Source organism: Plantibacter sp. ME-Dv--P-122b (assembly GCF_030209375.1).
In the GTDB taxonomy this organism is placed as follows: domain Bacteria; phylum Actinomycetota; class Actinomycetes; order Actinomycetales; family Microbacteriaceae; genus Plantibacter.
Map to the genome: position 1 here is coordinate 1 of NZ_JARVSC010000012.1, position 14848 is coordinate 14848.

Here is a 14848-nt window from a genome sequence, read left to right on the forward strand (position 1 = left end):
AGTGTCGCCGGTGGGAACCAGGTGTCGCCGGTGGTGACCGTTCCGGTCACGGTCGGTGGGAACGCCATCTCGCTGTTCGGTGACTCGAGCAGTGAGCAGGCGGGTGCGCCTGCCACGTCGGGTGGTGCGGCTGTTCCGGCGGCGCCGTCGACGACGACCGGTGACGACAGTGTCGCCGGTGGGAACCAGGTGTCGCCGGTGGTGACCGTTCCGGTCACGGTCGGTGGGAACGCCATCTCGCTGTTCGGTGACTCGAGTAGCGAGCAGGCGGGTGCGCCTGCCACGTCGGGTGGCGCGGCTGTTCCGGCGGCGCCGTCGACGACGACCGGTGACGACAGTGTCGCCGGTGGCAACCAGGTCCTCGGTGGCGTCGAGCTGCCGATCTCCGTGGTCGGCAACGCCGTCAGCGTGATCGGCGACTCCGAGTCGACGGGCACCTCGGCCTCCGCTCCGGCATCGTCCGGTGGCGGTACGTCGACCACCGGTGGTGACGACAGCCTCGGCGGTGGGAACCAGATCGACCTCGGACTGGAGCTGCCGATCACGATCGGCGGCAACGCGATCTCCGTGATCGGAGACAGCGAGACTGGTGGCCCCGGGACGACGGACCCCACCACTCCGGTGGACCCGACCGACCCGACCGACCCCACGGACCCGACCGACCCGACGGACCCCACCACCCCGGTGACCCCCGTCGTGCCGACGGTCCCCGCCACGGTGATCACCTCCGCGACGGTGGCGTCCTCGACCGGCTCGAACACGACGGCCTCGGCCGCGCGGGCAGCTGAGCCGACGCTCGCCGACACCGGCAGCGCCGCAGGTCAGCTCCTGCCGCTCGCCGGCCTCGCCACGGTCCTCGGCCTCCTGCTCCTGGCAGGCGGCGCGATCGCCCGTCGCCGAATGAGCTAGTCCCGCACGAACGGACGAGCGGTGCCGACCCGGTCTCGGGTCGACACCGCTCGTCGGGGTGTCCGGCGTCAGCTGGTCAGTGGTGCACCGGCGTGGTCGCCTCGGGGATCCAGTCGCCCGTTGCGAGGTACTGGACCTTCTTGGCGATGGAGACGGCGTGGTCGGCGAAGCGCTCGTGGTACCGCGAGGCCAGGGTGGCGTCGACGGTCGCGACGGGCTCGCCCTTCCAGGTGTCGCCGAGGACCTTCTCGAAGACGCTGGCGTGCAGCTCGTCGACGTCGTCGTCGTCGTTGCGGATCTCGTCGGCGATACGCGGGTCCTGGGTGCGCAGCAACTCCGTCAGCTTGCGGGCGATCGAGACGTCGAGTCGACCCATCTCGGCGAAGGTGGTCCGCAGGCCCTTGGGAACGGCCTTGTCGGGGAAGCGGTACCGCGACAGCTGGGCGATGTGCTCGGCCATGTCGCCCATCCGCTCGAGCGAGGCGCTGATCCGCAACGCGCTCACGACGATGCGCAGGTCGCGCGCGACCGGCTGCTGGCGGGCGAGGATGTCGATGGCGAGCTCGTCGAGTTCGATCGCGAGCTGGTCGATGCGGTTGTCGTTGGCGATGACCTCTTCAGCGACCGCGACGTCCGAGTTGCCGAAGGACTGCGTCGCCTTCTCGATGGAGATCGTGACGAGTTCGGCGATCTCGACCAGGCGATCCTGGACCTCTCGCAGTGACTGCTGGAATACCTCGCGCATGGCTCTGGGTGCCGTCCTTCCGTGACCTGGCGGTGGGCAGGCAGATGCCCGCTCCGCCGATGATGCCGAACCAAGGTTAACAGTTGGGGCCCCACGCGTGAACAGTCGTCGAAGTGGCGGGGTATTCGCGAGTTCGGCGTTCGGCGGACTGAGTAACGTAGTACCCATGGACACCATGTGGTTGGTGCTGATCGCCCTGGCACTCGGCCTCATCGTCGGGGGCGGTTTCGTCGCCCTCATCACCCTCGCCCTCCGACGGGGCGAGCGCGCCGCGACGGTCGTCAACCCGGTCGTGCCCGACGGGGTCGACCAGGTGCTCGAGGCCCTCGACAGCGCGGGCATCGTCGTCGATCCGTCGAACAACGTCCTGAAGGCCTCGCCTGGGGCGTTCGCGCTCGGGCTGGTGCGCGACCGGGTGCTCGACAACCAGGAGTTCATCGACCTCGCGCTCGAGGTCCGACGCACCGGCGAGGCCGTCACGAGCGACCTGGAACTCGCGCTCGGGCGCTTCGGTGAGGCCACCCGGCACCTGCGCGTGCGGGCGGCGCCGCTCGGGTCGCGCTTCATCCTGCTCCTGGCCGAGGACCACACGGAGGCCCGTCGACTCGACGAGGTCCGTCGGGACTTCATCGCGAACATCAGCCACGAGTTGAAGACGCCGATCGGCGCCATCGGACTCCTCTCGGAGGCGCTCGACACGGCGGCCGACGACCCGGAACGGGTGAAGCGGTTCGCCAGCCGGCTCGCGACCGAGTCACAGCGACTCACCCGGATGACTGCCGAGATCATCGACCTCTCGCGACTGCAGGCGGCCGACGCCCTCCATCAGCCCGAACTCGTCCGCCTCGATCGGGTCATCGCTGCGGCGGTGGACCAGAACCGCGTGCCGGCCGAGGCGACCGGGGTGGGGCTCTCCCTCAAGGGCGGCAAGAACCTCGAGGTGTACGGTGACGAGGCCATGCTCGTCGTCGCCGTGCACAACCTCATCTCGAACGCCATCCACTACTCGCCCACCGGCGCGCACGTGGGTGTCGGTGTCCGGGCGGTCGACGACGTCGTCGAGATCGCCGTCACCGATCAGGGCGTCGGGATCGCCGAGGAGGACCGCGACCGGGTCTTCGAACGGTTCTACCGCGTCGACCAGGCGCGGTCCCGCCACACGGGCGGCACCGGCCTCGGTCTCAGCATCGTCAAGCACACCGTCCAGAACCACGGCGGCGAAGTGAAGGTCTGGTCGCAGCTGGGCCGGGGCTCGACGTTCACCATCCGCCTTCCCAGAGCAACGACCCCGCCGGAGGATCTCTCCACCGGCACGGCAAGGAGTACCCCGTGACCCGCATCCTGCTCGTCGAAGACGAAGCGTCCCTGAGCGAACCACTGAGCTACCTGCTCGAACGGGAGGGGTACGAGGTCGAGGTGGCGGAGGACGGCCCTTCGGCGGTCCAGGCCTTCACGGCTCGCGGTGCGGACCTCGTGCTGCTCGACCTCATGCTCCCCGGCATCCCCGGGACGGAGGTCTGCCGTCAGATCCGCGCGGTCTCGAGCACGCCGATCATCATGCTGACCGCGAAGGACTCCGAGGTCGACATCGTCGTCGGGCTCGAGCTGGGCGCTGACGACTACGTCACGAAGCCCTACTCGACCCGCGAGCTGCTCGCGCGGATCAGAGCGGTGCTGCGACGCCGTGTCGAGGCGGATCAGGCGCAGGAGGAGGTGCTGCTCGAGGCCGGCACGGTCCGGATGGACACCGAGCGCCATGTCGTCGAGGTCAACGGGGCGCCGATCCCGATGCCGCTCAAGGAGTACGAGCTGCTCGAGCTGCTCCTACGGAACGCCGGACGCGTCCTCACCCGTGGTCAGCTGATCGACCGGGTGTGGGGGAGCGACTACTACGGCGACACCAAGACGCTCGACGTCCACATCAAGCGCATCCGTTCCCGGATCGAGGCGAACCCCTCCGAACCGGTCATGCTCGTCACCGTGCGTGGGCTCGGCTACCGCTTCGAGGCCTGACACCGGTCCAGGATGGACGAACGCCCCGCAGCTCCGAAGAGGTGCGGGGCGTTCGGTCGTGTGGGGCGACGGAGCGTTATTCGGTCGGCTCCGTAGTGGGCGTCGCGAGCGGCGTCGGCGTCTCGGTGGGCTCATCCGTCGGCAGCGGCGTCGGGACGAGCGTGGAGTACTCGAGCAGCTGGCCGGTGAGGACCGGGACGCTCGCCGTGGCGCCCGTCTCGTCGCCGTACTGGAAGAAGACGTCCAGGACGGCTCCGGGCTGGGTGCCGAGGGACTCGATACGCAGTGGGTCGTTGGCTCCCGAGCCGTCGAACGTCGTCAGGCCAGGCTCGGCGAGGACCTGGAACTGCTCGTCCTTGCCCTCGATCTCGATCAGCACCGTGTGGGCGCGGTCGTCGCGGTTCGCGACGCTGAAGACGAGGTTGCCGGTCTCGCCGTCGTCGGACACGACGATGGCGTTGCGGACGGCCACCGAGCCGACGGTGACACCGACGCCGTCCGAGGCGTCGTACTGCTTCAGGGTCGCCTGCGGCGCGATGAGGTTGCAACCGCTCATGCCGAGTGCGACAGCACCCGCGACGACGATGGAAGCGATGAGACGCGCCTTCACAGAACCCTCCAAGATGTGGTGGCCCCGGGCGCAGACGAGTGACAGGTGTCCCGGGATCCGGATTCGAGTCTAGCCCACGGCTGCGAAGGGGTGTGGCCGGGTCGTCGACCCGCGATCGGCCGGTGCGCCACCCGGTCCGCGGGACGCCCGGTACCCGGCTCTGATCAGGGGTCCCATGGTATTCTGGGAGACGCTGAAGGGACCGAGACCCATGATCTTCGAAGTTGGCGAGACCGTCGTCTACCCGCACCATGGAGCTGCGACCATCACCGAGGTGAAGACCCGGATCATCAAGGGCGAGGAGAAGCTCTACCTGAAGCTCCGCGTCACCCAGGGCGACCTCATGATCGAGGTCCCGGCCGAGAACGTCGACCTGGTCGGGGTGCGCGACGTCATCGGACGCGAGGGCGTCGACCGCGTGTTCGACGTGCTCCGAGCGCCGTTCACCGAGGAGCCGACGAACTGGTCCCGCCGCTACAAGGCGAACCTCGAGAAGCTCGCCTCGGGCGACGTCATCAAGGTCTCGGAGGTGGTCCGCGACCTGTGGCGTCGCGACCAGGACCGAGGTCTCTCCGCCGGCGAGAAGCGGATGCTCGCGAAGGCCCGCCAGATCCTGGTCTCCGAACTGGCGTTGGCGGAGCAGACCGACGAGGAGCAGGCGTCGTCGGTCCTCGACGACGTCCTCGCGTCCTGAGCCGACCGTCCGTTCGGGCGCGGCGCCTGAGAAGTAAGCTCGTGGCATGACTGTGATCGACGAACCGGGTGCCGTTGTCGACCCGTCCCTGGACGGCCCGACTGTCGGCGTGATCGTCGTGGCGGCGGGTAGTGGGACGCGCCTCGGTGCGGGGATCCCGAAGGCGTTCGTGTCTCTCGCCGGCAGCACCGTGCTCGAGCACGCGCTCGCTCCGATCTTCCGCCTGCGCAAGGCGGTCCAGGTCGTCATCGTGGTCCCCGCGGATCGCGTCGGTGAGGCGGAGACGATCGGTCGTCGGGCGGCGGGGAAGGCGGCCGAGCACCTCCGCGTCGTCGTCGGAGGCGACTCGAGACAGTCCTCCGTCCTCGCCGGGCTCGCCGCCCTGTGGCCGGGAGTCCGCACGGTGCTCGTCCACGACGCTGCACGGGCACTCACCCCGACCGAGCAGTTCGAACGGGTGATCGACGCCGCCGCGCGGACCGGTTGGGGGGTCGTGCCGGGGCTCCCGGTGACCGACACGATCAAGCGGGTCGACGCGAGCGCGCTCGTCGAGCAGACCGTGGATCGGGCCGCCCTGAGAGCCGTCCAGACCCCCCAGGCGTTCCCGCGAGACGCCCTCGTCGCGGCCTTCCGCGTCGCCGGGGACCGTCTGGCGGCGGCGACCGACGACGCGGCGCTCTACGCGGAGGCCGGGCACCCCGTGCTCACCGTCGACGGATCGGAGGCGGCGTTCAAGATCACGACCCCGTGGGACGCCCAGCGGGCAGAGCGGCTCCTTGCGGACCGGAACCGGGAGCGGGGCCAGGAGCACGAGGCAGGCGAACGGTCGACCTCCTCGATCAGAACCGGCATCGGCATCGACGTCCACGCGTTCGCCGATGACGGCGAGCTGAGCCTCGCCGGCCTCAGCTGGCCGGGCGAGCGGCCGCTGGCCGGACACAGCGACGGGGACGCGGTCGCCCATGCGATCGTCGACGCCCTGCTGTCCGCCGCCGGTCTCGGCGACATCGGCTCCATGTTCGGCACGGACGATCCACGCTTCGCCGGGGCGAGTGGTGAGGTCTTCCTGCGGGCGGTCGTCGAACGGCTGCACGCTGCGGGATTCGTCGTCGTCAACGTCGCGGTGCAGCTCGTCGGGAACCGCCCGCGGTTCGCGCCGCGTCGGACTGAGGCGGAGGGCGTGCTGAGCGCGCTCGTGCACGGGCCGGTCAGCATCGCGGCGACGACAACGGACTCGCTCGGGTTCACCGGTCGTGGTGAGGGTGTCACGGCCATCGCCACCGCCCTCGTCGAGCGCCGCTGACGGCTCGCCCCTCAGTCGGCGGACGTGCCCGCGTCGACCGACGCACTGAGCCCGAGGAACCGGCCGTATTCGCCAGCGGCTCGTCGGAACCCCGCCTGCACCCGCTGCGACAGCGGTTGGAACGGCGTCGGGGTGACGACGACGCCGGTCGCTCTCGTCCGTCGGCGCCAGGTGCCGACGACGCGCCCGTCGACGGCGATCATCGGGAGGAAGATGCCGTTCGCGCCGGGCACGATGCGGTCCGCGAACGCCGCCGGGAGCGTCAGCTCACGGTCGCGGTAGCCGAGGAGTAGTTCGTCGAATCCGGGAAGCGCGAGTACCCGCGGTGGTCGTGGAGCAGATGGCGGTTCGATGCCCTCGGCGGTCGACCAGCGGGTGACCCCGTCGCGCAATTCGGAGAACAGCCGTCCGGCGGCCACGTCGACGCCGCGTTTCGCCTGGGCGACGGTGAGCTTCGACCAGCAGGTGAGGTCGGCGATCGTCGACGGGCCGTGGCCGGTGAGATACCGGACGACGAACTCGCCGAGCGCCTCGTCCGCCTCGAGCACCCGCGGTGCACGGATCCACTCCTCAGTCAGGACGAGTGCCTGCTGTCTCCCAGCGGGAGGTCCCCAGCAGACCACACCCGACATCGCGAGTTCCATGATGAGGTGTGAGCCTCGTTGACCGTCGATCGGGATCCCGGCGTCGGTGTGGGCCGTCAACAGCTCATCCCTCGCCACGCGCCGATGCCCGCTGAGCAGTCCCTCGGTGAGCGCGCGGGAGCGCGAGAAGGTCTCAGCGTCGAGCTCGAGTTGACGGTGTCTGGCCGCGATCGTCGAGCGGACCCGCGGGACACCGAGTCCGAGCAGCCACCCGAGGTCCTCTGCGGCGACGAGATGCAGGGTGCCGCGCATGGGCCAGGACCGGACGATCGAGCCGTCCTCGAGCGCCGCGAGCACCTCGTCCATCGTGGTGCCGGTCGACCTGACGCCGACCGCCCACAGCGACGAAGCGAGGTCTTGGGCCTGGATCGCGAGCAGCCGCGAGACGACACCCGTGGGGGAGCGGTGATCGGCTCCATCGAGGAGCTGGGCCGCGAGTCGCGCGCGGAGAACCTGCTGGTCGTCGCGTCCCGTGGTCATGGGACCATCATGCCCGGACGACGGCGGCTAGTCTGGTCTCGTGGCCCTCCGACTCTACGATTCGAAAACGCAGTCCCTCCGGGACTTCGTGCCGCTCCGCGAAGCCGAGGCGGGGCTGTACGTCTGCGGACCGACCGTGCAGTCCTCTCCGCACATCGGACACCTGCGCAGCGCGCTCGTCTACGATCAGTTGCGACGCTGGCTGACGGCCTCCGGGGTCCGCGTGACGCTCGTCCGCAACGTCACCGACATCGACGACAAGATCCTCGCGAACGCCGCCGCCGGCGTCGAGGGCGGCTTCGCCCAGCCCGGCGAGGAGTGGTGGGCGCTCGCCTACCGGTACGAACTCGAGTTCACCGCCGCCTACGGTGCCCTGGGTATCCTGCCCCCGAGCTACGAGCCCCGTGCGACGGCGAGCATCCCCGAGATGCAGGAGCTCATCGAGCGGCTCATCGACGCCGGGCACGCGTACCCGGCTCCCGACGACTCCGGCGACGTCTACTTCGACACCGCCTCATGGAGCCGCTACGGCGAACTCACCCGGCAGAGCGCCGAGCACATGGAGGCCGCGACCGACGCCGACCCGCGCGGCAAACGCGATCCCCGCGACTTCGCGCTCTGGAAGGGCACCAAGCCTGGGGAGCCGCGCTCGGCGAGTTGGATGTCTCCGTGGGGCGAGGGACGGCCCGGCTGGCACATCGAGTGCTCGGCGATGTCGACCAAGTACCTCGGCGAGGAGTTCGACATCCACGGCGGCGGACTCGACCTCCGGTTCCCCCACCACGAGAACGAGCTCGCCCAGTCGAGCGCAGCCGGCGATCCCTTCGCCCGGTACTGGTTGCACAACGGGCTGGTCGCCGTCACGGGCGGGCAGAAGATGTCGAAGTCCCTCGGCAACTCCGTCTACGCAGCCGACCTCCTGCAAGCAGCCCGGCCGCTCGTCGTCCGGTACTACCTCGGTGCAGCGCAGTACCGATCGACGCTTGAATTCCATCCGGGCGCACTCGCCGAGGCCGAAGCCGCACTCGGTCGAATCGAGGGCTTCCTCGATCGCGCCGCCCGCGCCGACCTGCTCACCGAGACGGGCACGGCCGCCAGTCGAGCGACGCTTCCGGCCGCCTTCGTCGAGGCGATGGACGACGACCTGAACATCCCCCGCGCGCTCGCCGTGTTGCATGACGCCGTGCGCGTCGGCAACGCCGCCCTCGATGGCGGCGACGACCTGGCGACAGCCCGCGAGCGTGCGGTCGCCGTCCTCGACATGACCCGGGTGCTCGGCATCGACCCGACCGACCCCTCGTGGTCGTCGGGCACCGACCCCGTCACTCACCGATCCCTGTCCGCACTCGTCGAGCGTCTGCTCGTCGATCGCGCGGACGCCAGGGTCGCCAAGGACTTCGCAGCGGCCGACCGGATCCGCGACGAACTCACAGCGGCCGGGATCACCATCGAAGACACCCCGTCCGGAGCACATTGGAGTATCAGTGGCAAGTAAGCCTTCCCGCCCGACCGGGCCGAAGAAAGCGAAGAAGGGTCCCACCAAGGGCACCGGCGGCCTCGGCCGCAAGGCGCTCGAGGGTCGCGGACCGACCCCCAAGGCCGAGGACCGAGCCTGGCACCCCGCCGGCAAGCGGAAGGCCGCGCAGGAGCGCTACGCGGCCTCCGGCGGCACCGGTAAGCCGAAGCAGGCGGCCGGCCAGAACGGACGCCCGTCCACGAACGGCCGGACCAAGCAGAAGTCGAGCGACGAGTCCGAGGTTGTCACCGGCCGCAACTCCGTCCTCGAAGCGCTCCGCGCGAAGATCCCCGCCACCACGCTGTACGTCGCGACCCGCATCGAGATGGACGACCGGGTGAAGGAGGCGCTCAGCATCGCCACCCGACGCGGGATCCCGGTGCTCGAGGTCATGCGTCCGGAACTCGACCGCATGGCCGGCTTCGACGGTGTGCACCAGGGCCTCGCCATCAAGGTGCCGCCCTACGAGTACGCGCACCCCATGGAGTTGCTCGACCAGGTCATCGCCCGTGGCGAGAACCCGTTGTTCATCGCCCTCGACGGCATCACCGACCCCCGGAACCTGGGTGCGATCATCCGATCGACTGCAGCCTTCGGTGGTCACGGTGTGATCCTGCCACAGCGCCGGAGTGTCGGCCTCACCGCCTCCGCGTGGAAGACCTCGGCCGGAGCGGCTGCTCGGACACCGGTCGCGATGGCCGCCAATCTCACCCAGACGCTCAAGGCGTTCAAGGAGCGCGGCGTCTTCGTGATCGGTCTCGACGGCGACGGCGACGTCTCCCTCCCGGGGCTCGAACTCGCCGACCAGCCGATCCTCGTGGTCGTCGGCAGCGAGGGCAAGGGCCTGTCCCGCCTCGTCACCGAGACCTGCGACGCGGTCGTGTCGATCCCGATCTCAGCCTCGACCGAATCGCTCAACGCCGGGATCGCGGCCAGCGTGACGCTGTACGAGATCGCGCGTCGCCGCAACGCCGAGTAGGCGTCCGGCGCTCGCGTCGCACGAACGAGGACAGGCCCTCGGAACGGAGATCCGTTCCGAGGGCCTGTCTGTCGTCGACGGAGGTGCCGGACCCGATCAGACGAGGTCCCGCCAGTCGACCGGGCCGGTCATGGCGGCGGGGATGCTGATCGCCTCGGTCGGTGGCACGATCATGGTCGCCTCGTCGCGGCGGTGCCGCAGGACGGTGTTCACGTAGGAACCGACGGCTTCCGCCAGGGGGATGTCGCGACCCTCGTTCTGCGCGAGGAACCAGCGGTGCTCCAGGAGCTGGTGGAAGATCTCGGCGGGTTCGAGCTTGCCGCGGAGTTCGCGCGGGATCGCCTTCACCACCGGTTCGAACACGCGGATGAGCCACTCGTGCGCCGCCATCTCCTCGTCGAACCCGTCCTTCCCGAACGAGGCCGAGTAGGCGTCGAGGTCGTTGAGCAGGCGCCTCGCCTGGTTCTCGCCCGCGTCGAGGCCGGTGAGTCGCAGGAGTCGGCGCTGGTGGTGCCCGGCGTCGACGACCTTCGGTTGGATCCGCACGGTCGAGCCCTCGTCGGTCGTCTTGATCGCGAGTTCCTCGATGTCGAAGCCGAGTTCGTTCAGGCGGTGGACGCGCTCGGTGATGCGCCAGCGCTCGGACGCGTCGAACGACTCGGAGCCCGTGAGCTCCTTCCAGAGGGATCGGTAGGCGGCGACGATGCCGTTGCTCACGGTGACGGGGTCGAGTTCGGCGTCGGCGCGTCCGCCGGCCTCGAGATCGAGGAGCTCGCCGGCTATGTTCACCCGGGCGATCTCGAGGTCGTTCTCACGCTGGCCGTTCGACAGGCCGCCCTCGTAGAGCTTGCCCGTCTCGGCGTCGACGAGATAGGCGGCGAACGCACCTGCGTCGCGCCGGAAGAGCGTGTTCGACAGCGACACGTCGCCCCAGAAGAAGCCGACGATGTGCAGTCGGACGAGGAGGACGGCGAGCGCGTCGACGAGGCGGGTCGCGGTGTCAGGCCGGAGCGTCCCCTGGAAGAGCGCGCGGTAGGGGAGCGAGAACTTCAGGTGCCGCGTCACGAGCACGCTCGGCAGCTCACGGCCCTTGCGGTCGCTCCGGTTCGTGATGACCGCGAGCGGGTCGACGCAGGGGATGTCGAGGCGCTGCAGCGTGCGCAGCATGTCGTACTCACCCTTCGCCATCTCCGCGGTCGTCTCCTTGACGGCGATGACGTAGCCGGACAGGTTCGCGAACCGGACCAGGTGGCGCGAGATGCCCTTCGGGAGCGAGGCGATGGCCTCATTCGGCCAGTTCTCGAGGGGGAGCTCCCAGGGGAGGTCGAGCAGCGCCGGGTCGACGGTGGCAGCGGTGATGTTCAATGCGCCGGACATGATGCGGAGCGCTCCTCGGGGATGGTCGTGCTGAGACTGGACAAGCGAAAACGACGATGGCCGAGCGATCGGAGACCGACCGCTCGACCATCGTCGGCGGGAAACTAGATCGAGGAGGACACGACCGGCTTGTTGCCCAGACGCTCACCCGATGCCGAGTCGAACGCGTGCACGTGGTGCGGCGTCGGCGCGAGGAACACGGTGTCGCCGATGTGCGCGTGGTTGCGACCGTCGACGCGGGCGACGATGTCGGTGCGCTTGCCGGAGACGTCCGTGTGGCCGTAGAGGTAGCCGTCGGCGCCGAGCTCCTCGACGAGGTCGACGGTCACCTCGATGCCGGAGCCCGAGTTGCTGGACACGGTGATGTCCTCGGGGCGCACGCCGACCGTGACGTTCTTCGACGGAGCGGCGTCGGTGATCTCGCGCTCGACCGGGATGATGAAGCCGCCGAGCTTGATACCGCCGTCGGCGATCTCACCCTCGAACAGGTTCATGGCCGGGCTGCCGATGAAGCCGGCGACGAAGACGTTGTTCGGCTTCTCGTAGAGGTCGCGCGGGGTGCCGACCTGCTGCAGGATGCCGTCCTTGAGGACCGCGATGCGGTCGCCCATGGTGAGCGCCTCGGTCTGGTCGTGGGTGACGTAGACGGTGGTGACGCCGAGACGACGCTGCAGCGACGCGATCTGGGTGCGGGTCTGGACGCGGAGCTTGGCGTCGAGGTTCGACAGGGGCTCGTCCATGAGGAAGACCTGGGGCTGACGGACGATGGCTCGACCCATCGCGACGCGCTGACGCTGACCACCGGAGAGTGCCTTCGGCTTGCGGGTCAGGTAGTCCTCGAGGTCGAGGAGCTTGGCGGCCTCGAGGACGCGGGTGGCCCGCTCTTCCTTGCCGACGCCGGCGATCTTGAGCGCGAAGCCCATGTTCTCGGCGACGGTCATGTGCGGGTAGAGCGCGTAGTTCTGGAACACCATCGCGATGTCGCGGTCCTTCGGCGGCACGTCGGTGACGTCGCGGTCGCCGATGAAGATGTGGCCGTCGTTGACCTCTTCGAGGCCGGCGAGCATGCGGAGGGAGGTGGACTTGCCGCAGCCGGACGGGCCGACGAGGACGAGGAATTCGCCATCGGCGACCTCGAGGTTCAGCTTGTCGACCGCGGGGCGGGTGCCACCCGGGTAGAAACGGGTTGCGTTGTCGAACGTCACAGACGCCATGGTTGTTCTCCTTCACCGGCAGGTACGTGCCGGACGATCCGTTGTGAATGGATGCGAACCCGTCATCGATGGCCGGTTCGCCGTTCCAGTATGCCACGACCACCGGTGAATGGAAGGTCCAGCGGCCAGCGGATCTCTCGGTGGACGCACAGCCGGCTCCCGGCCTGGTTTGGGCCTCTCCCAGGCGGCAGGTCTACGATTACTCTGTTTGGCGCTGCCTCGTCTCCGCAGCGCGAGCCCCCCGAAACGAGGATCAATGTCTGGCGCTGGATCGCAGAACCGACCGACCAAGAACGAACGACGCGACGCGGCACGCGAGAAGGCGCGGGTGCTGCGCGAGCAGCAGAAGCGCCGCGACCGCCGCAACCGGGTGCTGCTCCAGGGCGGCATCGTGCTCGGCGCGCTCGCGATCGTGGCGGTGGTGGCGGTCATCATCGTGACGTCGATCAAGCCGGCCGGACCGGTCCCGACCGCGGCCAAGAACGACGGCTTCACCGTCTCCGCCGGCTTGCAGCTGGTCGGAGCCCCGGCCAGTGCGTCGACGCCCACGCCGACCGCGACCGATCCGGCCGCCCCCGCGGAGCCAGCCCCGGCCGAGACGCCGGCAGCCACCGAGACCCCCGCCGACGGCGTCGAGATCTCCGTGTACCAGGACTTCCTCTGCCCCTACTGCGGTCAGTTCGAGACCACGAACGCCGAGCAGGTCAAGGGTTGGCTCGAGGCCGGTGCCGCGACCTACACGGTGCACCCCCTCGCGACGCTGAGCAACCTGTCGCTCGGGACGCAGTACTCGCTGCGCGCTTCGAACGCGGCCGCCTGCGTCGCGGAGTACTCGCCGAACGACTTCTTCTCCTTCAACACCGCACTGTTCGAGAACCAGCCCAAGGAGAACACCGAGGGCCTGACCGACGCCGAGCTGAAGTCGATCGCCAAGGGCGTCATCTCCGGCGGCGAGAAGAAGATCAACGCCTGCATCGACGACGGCACGTACAAGTCGTGGGTGAAGGACTCGACCGACCGTGCGCGCAGCGGCCCGCTGCCCGGCACCGACGTCGCCAAGGTCGAGGGGACGCCGACCATCCTGGTGAACGGCAAGCAGTACACGGGTTCGCTCACCGACGCCGAGCAGTTCGCGGCATTCGTGCTCGCCGTCTCGAGCGAGAGCTACTCGACCGGGACGCCGACGCCGGGTGCCAGCGAGTCGCCCGTGACCAACGGCTGATCCGCCGTCATCGTAGGATGGATGGGACCGGGGCGAGCCCCTGTCGGCCGACGTGGCGCAATTGGTAGCGCAACGCTCTTGTAAAGCGTAGGTTACGGGTTCAAGTCCCGTCGTCGGCTCCAGCCGAGAACCGCCTGCTCAGCCGCGCTGAGTGGGCGGTTCCTCATTGGAAGGAACCCTCCCGTGACCCGTGTCCCAGCGCCGCTCGCGCTCCTCATCGCCGTCGTCAGCGGTGCCTTCATCGCGGTGCAGGCCCGGTTGAACGGCGAGCTCGGCGCGCGACTCGGCGATGGATTCACCGCAGCTGCGATCTCGTTCGGCGGCGGCTTGATCATCCTCACCGTCGGACTGGCGCTGTCCCGTACCGGTCGTCGCGGTCTCTCCACGGTGGCCGGTGCCGTCCGACGCCGGGAGATGCCCTGGTGGACGGTGCTCGGTGGGTGTGCCGGCGCGTTCCTCGTGCTCTCGCAGGGGCTCACGGCCGCCACGCTCGGCGTCGCCCTCTTCACGGTCGCGGTCGTCGCCGGCCAGACCGCGAGCGGACTCGTGCTCGACCGGATCGGCTTCGGCCCGGGAGGCGTCGTCGGGTTGAGTGTCCAGCGCGTCCTCGGGGCGGTCGTCGCCCTCATCGCAGTCGGCGTCGCGGTCTCGGGCGAGCTGGGCGGGAGCATCCCACTCGGTCTGCTCGTGCTCCCGCTCCTCGCCGGCATCGGCATCGGCTGGCAGCAGGCGGTCAACGGGCGGGTCAAGATCCGGGCGCAGAGCACGCTCGCCGCCACGTTCATCAACTTCATCGTCGGGACGGTCGTGCTGGTCATCGCCGCCGTGCTGCACGCGTTCATCGTCGCGCCGCCCGGTCCGCTCCCGGGGGAGTGGTGGCTCTACCTCGGCGGCCCGATCGGATGCGTGTTCATCGCCGTGGCGGCGTTCCTCGTGCAGCACACGGGCGTGCTCATCCTCGGGCTCGGCACGGTGGCCGGTCAGACCCTGAGCGCGCTCGCCCTGGACGTGCTGCTGCCCACCGACGACAGCGGCGTGCATGTCGCGACCGTCATCGGGACGCTCCTCGCGTTCGCCGCCGTGGCGATCGCATCGGCGCGGTTCAGGCGTCGTCCCACGGCATCGTCGTCAACCGACTGAGT

13 protein-coding genes, 1 tRNA gene and 1 pseudogene are annotated in these 14848 nt (G+C 69.5%); 10 read left to right on the top strand and 5 right to left on the bottom strand.

What is annotated here, in order from left to right; translation table 11 throughout:
* Positions 1-909: pseudogene (locus tag QRN19_RS18140) on the top strand (hypothetical protein); the annotation flags it as partial.
* A gap of 76 nt (positions 910-985) precedes the next feature.
* Here QRN19_RS18140 and phoU read toward each other — a convergent pair.
* Positions 986-1654 (bottom strand): phosphate signaling complex protein PhoU, encoded by a 669-nt coding sequence (phoU, locus tag QRN19_RS18145; protein ID WP_064296372.1) that lies wholly within the window; start codon positions 1652-1654, stop codon positions 986-988.
* Positions 1655-1820: 166 nt separating this feature from the next.
* Here phoU and QRN19_RS18150 point away from each other — a divergent pair, with 166 nt between their 5' ends.
* Together QRN19_RS18150 and QRN19_RS18155 are read left to right on the top strand one after the other, a co-directional pair.
* A complete protein-coding gene (locus QRN19_RS18150; RefSeq protein ID WP_285028637.1) occupies positions 1821-2987 on the top strand; it encodes a sensor histidine kinase in 1167 nt (388 codons plus the stop codon).
* Positions 2984-3667 (top strand): response regulator, encoded by a 684-nt coding sequence (locus QRN19_RS18155; RefSeq protein WP_064296370.1) that lies wholly within the window; start codon positions 2984-2986, stop codon positions 3665-3667. Before QRN19_RS18150 ends, QRN19_RS18155 begins: the two co-directional genes overlap by 4 nt.
* 76 nt (positions 3668-3743) lie before the next feature.
* Here QRN19_RS18155 and QRN19_RS18160 read toward each other — a convergent pair whose 3' ends face one another.
* On the bottom strand, positions 3744-4277 hold the full coding sequence (locus tag QRN19_RS18160; RefSeq protein WP_194602081.1) for a hypothetical protein: 534 nt from the start codon (positions 4275-4277) through the stop codon (positions 3744-3746).
* 211 nt (positions 4278-4488) lie between these two features.
* On the opposite strand from QRN19_RS18160, the gene QRN19_RS18165 reads away from it, so the two are divergent.
* On the top strand, positions 4489-4971 hold the full coding sequence (locus QRN19_RS18165) for a CarD family transcriptional regulator (protein ID WP_285028638.1): 483 nt from the start codon (positions 4489-4491) through the stop codon (positions 4969-4971).
* Positions 4972-5017: 46 nt separating this feature from the next.
* The gene (gene ispD / locus QRN19_RS18170; RefSeq protein WP_285028639.1) at positions 5018-6274 is read left to right on the top strand and encodes a 2-C-methyl-D-erythritol 4-phosphate cytidylyltransferase; all 1257 of its coding nucleotides are present in this window, start codon (positions 5018-5020) and stop codon (positions 6272-6274) included.
* 11 nt (positions 6275-6285) lie between these two features.
* Here ispD and QRN19_RS18175 read toward each other — a convergent pair whose 3' ends face one another.
* A complete protein-coding gene (locus QRN19_RS18175; RefSeq protein ID WP_285028640.1) occupies positions 6286-7398 on the bottom strand; it encodes a winged helix DNA-binding domain-containing protein in 1113 nt (370 codons plus the stop codon).
* A 40-nt stretch (positions 7399-7438) separates the two neighbouring features.
* Here QRN19_RS18175 and cysS point away from each other — a divergent pair, with 40 nt between their 5' ends.
* Positions 7439-8893, top strand: a complete 1455-nt coding sequence (gene cysS / locus QRN19_RS18180; RefSeq protein WP_285028641.1) for a cysteine--tRNA ligase — start codon at positions 7439-7441, stop codon at positions 8891-8893.
* A complete protein-coding gene (rlmB, locus tag QRN19_RS18185) occupies positions 8883-9893 on the top strand; it encodes a 23S rRNA (guanosine(2251)-2'-O)-methyltransferase RlmB (RefSeq protein ID WP_085510329.1) in 1011 nt (336 codons plus the stop codon). Before cysS ends, rlmB begins: the two co-directional genes overlap by 11 nt.
* Positions 9894-9989: 96 nt before the next feature.
* Here the strand turns inward: rlmB and QRN19_RS18190 are convergent, their stop codons facing one another.
* Together QRN19_RS18190 and QRN19_RS18195 are read right to left on the bottom strand one after the other, a co-directional pair.
* The gene (locus QRN19_RS18190; RefSeq protein ID WP_064296363.1) at positions 9990-11270 is read right to left on the bottom strand and encodes a DUF4032 domain-containing protein; all 1281 of its coding nucleotides are present in this window, start codon (positions 11268-11270) and stop codon (positions 9990-9992) included.
* A gap of 104 nt (positions 11271-11374) precedes the next feature.
* A complete protein-coding gene (locus QRN19_RS18195; protein ID WP_079705359.1) occupies positions 11375-12484 on the bottom strand; it encodes an ABC transporter ATP-binding protein in 1110 nt (369 codons plus the stop codon).
* Positions 12485-12740: 256 nt separating this feature from the next.
* Here QRN19_RS18195 and QRN19_RS18200 point away from each other — a divergent pair, with 256 nt between their 5' ends.
* From QRN19_RS18200 to QRN19_RS18210, 3 genes are all read left to right on the top strand, one after another.
* Positions 12741-13706: a DsbA family protein gene (locus tag QRN19_RS18200; RefSeq protein ID WP_285028642.1), complete on the top strand. Its 966-nt coding sequence runs from the start codon at positions 12741-12743 to the stop codon at positions 13704-13706.
* 46 nt (positions 13707-13752) lie between these two features.
* A tRNA-Thr gene (locus QRN19_RS18205) sits at positions 13753-13828 on the top strand.
* A gap of 61 nt (positions 13829-13889) precedes the next feature.
* Positions 13890-14846 carry a DMT family transporter gene (locus QRN19_RS18210; protein ID WP_285028643.1) on the top strand — a complete coding sequence of 319 codons (957 nt, stop codon included), beginning with the start codon at positions 13890-13892 and terminating at the stop codon, positions 14844-14846.
* Positions 14847-14848: the final 2 nt, after the last annotated feature.

Bases quoted from the DNA above. Each gene is read 5' to 3' on its own strand.
- phoU (WP_064296372.1), bottom strand. From the start codon at position 1,654: ATGCGCGAGGTATTCCAGCAGTCACTGCGAGAGGTCCAGGATCGCCTG.
- QRN19_RS18150 (WP_285028637.1), top strand. From the start codon at position 1,821: ATGGACACCATGTGGTTGGTGCTGATCGCCCTGGCACTCGGCCTCATC.
- QRN19_RS18165 (WP_285028638.1), top strand. From the start codon at position 4,489: ATGATCTTCGAAGTTGGCGAGACCGTCGTCTACCCGCACCATGGAGCT.
- ispD (WP_285028639.1), top strand. From the start codon at position 5,018: ATGACTGTGATCGACGAACCGGGTGCCGTTGTCGACCCGTCCCTGGAC.
- QRN19_RS18175 (WP_285028640.1), bottom strand. From the start codon at position 7,398: ATGACCACGGGACGCGACGACCAGCAGGTTCTCCGCGCGCGACTCGCG.
- QRN19_RS18190 (WP_064296363.1), bottom strand. From the start codon at position 11,270: ATGTCCGGCGCATTGAACATCACCGCTGCCACCGTCGACCCGGCGCTG.
- QRN19_RS18195 (WP_079705359.1), bottom strand. From the start codon at position 12,484: ATGGCGTCTGTGACGTTCGACAACGCAACCCGTTTCTACCCGGGTGGC.
- QRN19_RS18200 (WP_285028642.1), top strand. From the start codon at position 12,741: ATGTCTGGCGCTGGATCGCAGAACCGACCGACCAAGAACGAACGACGC.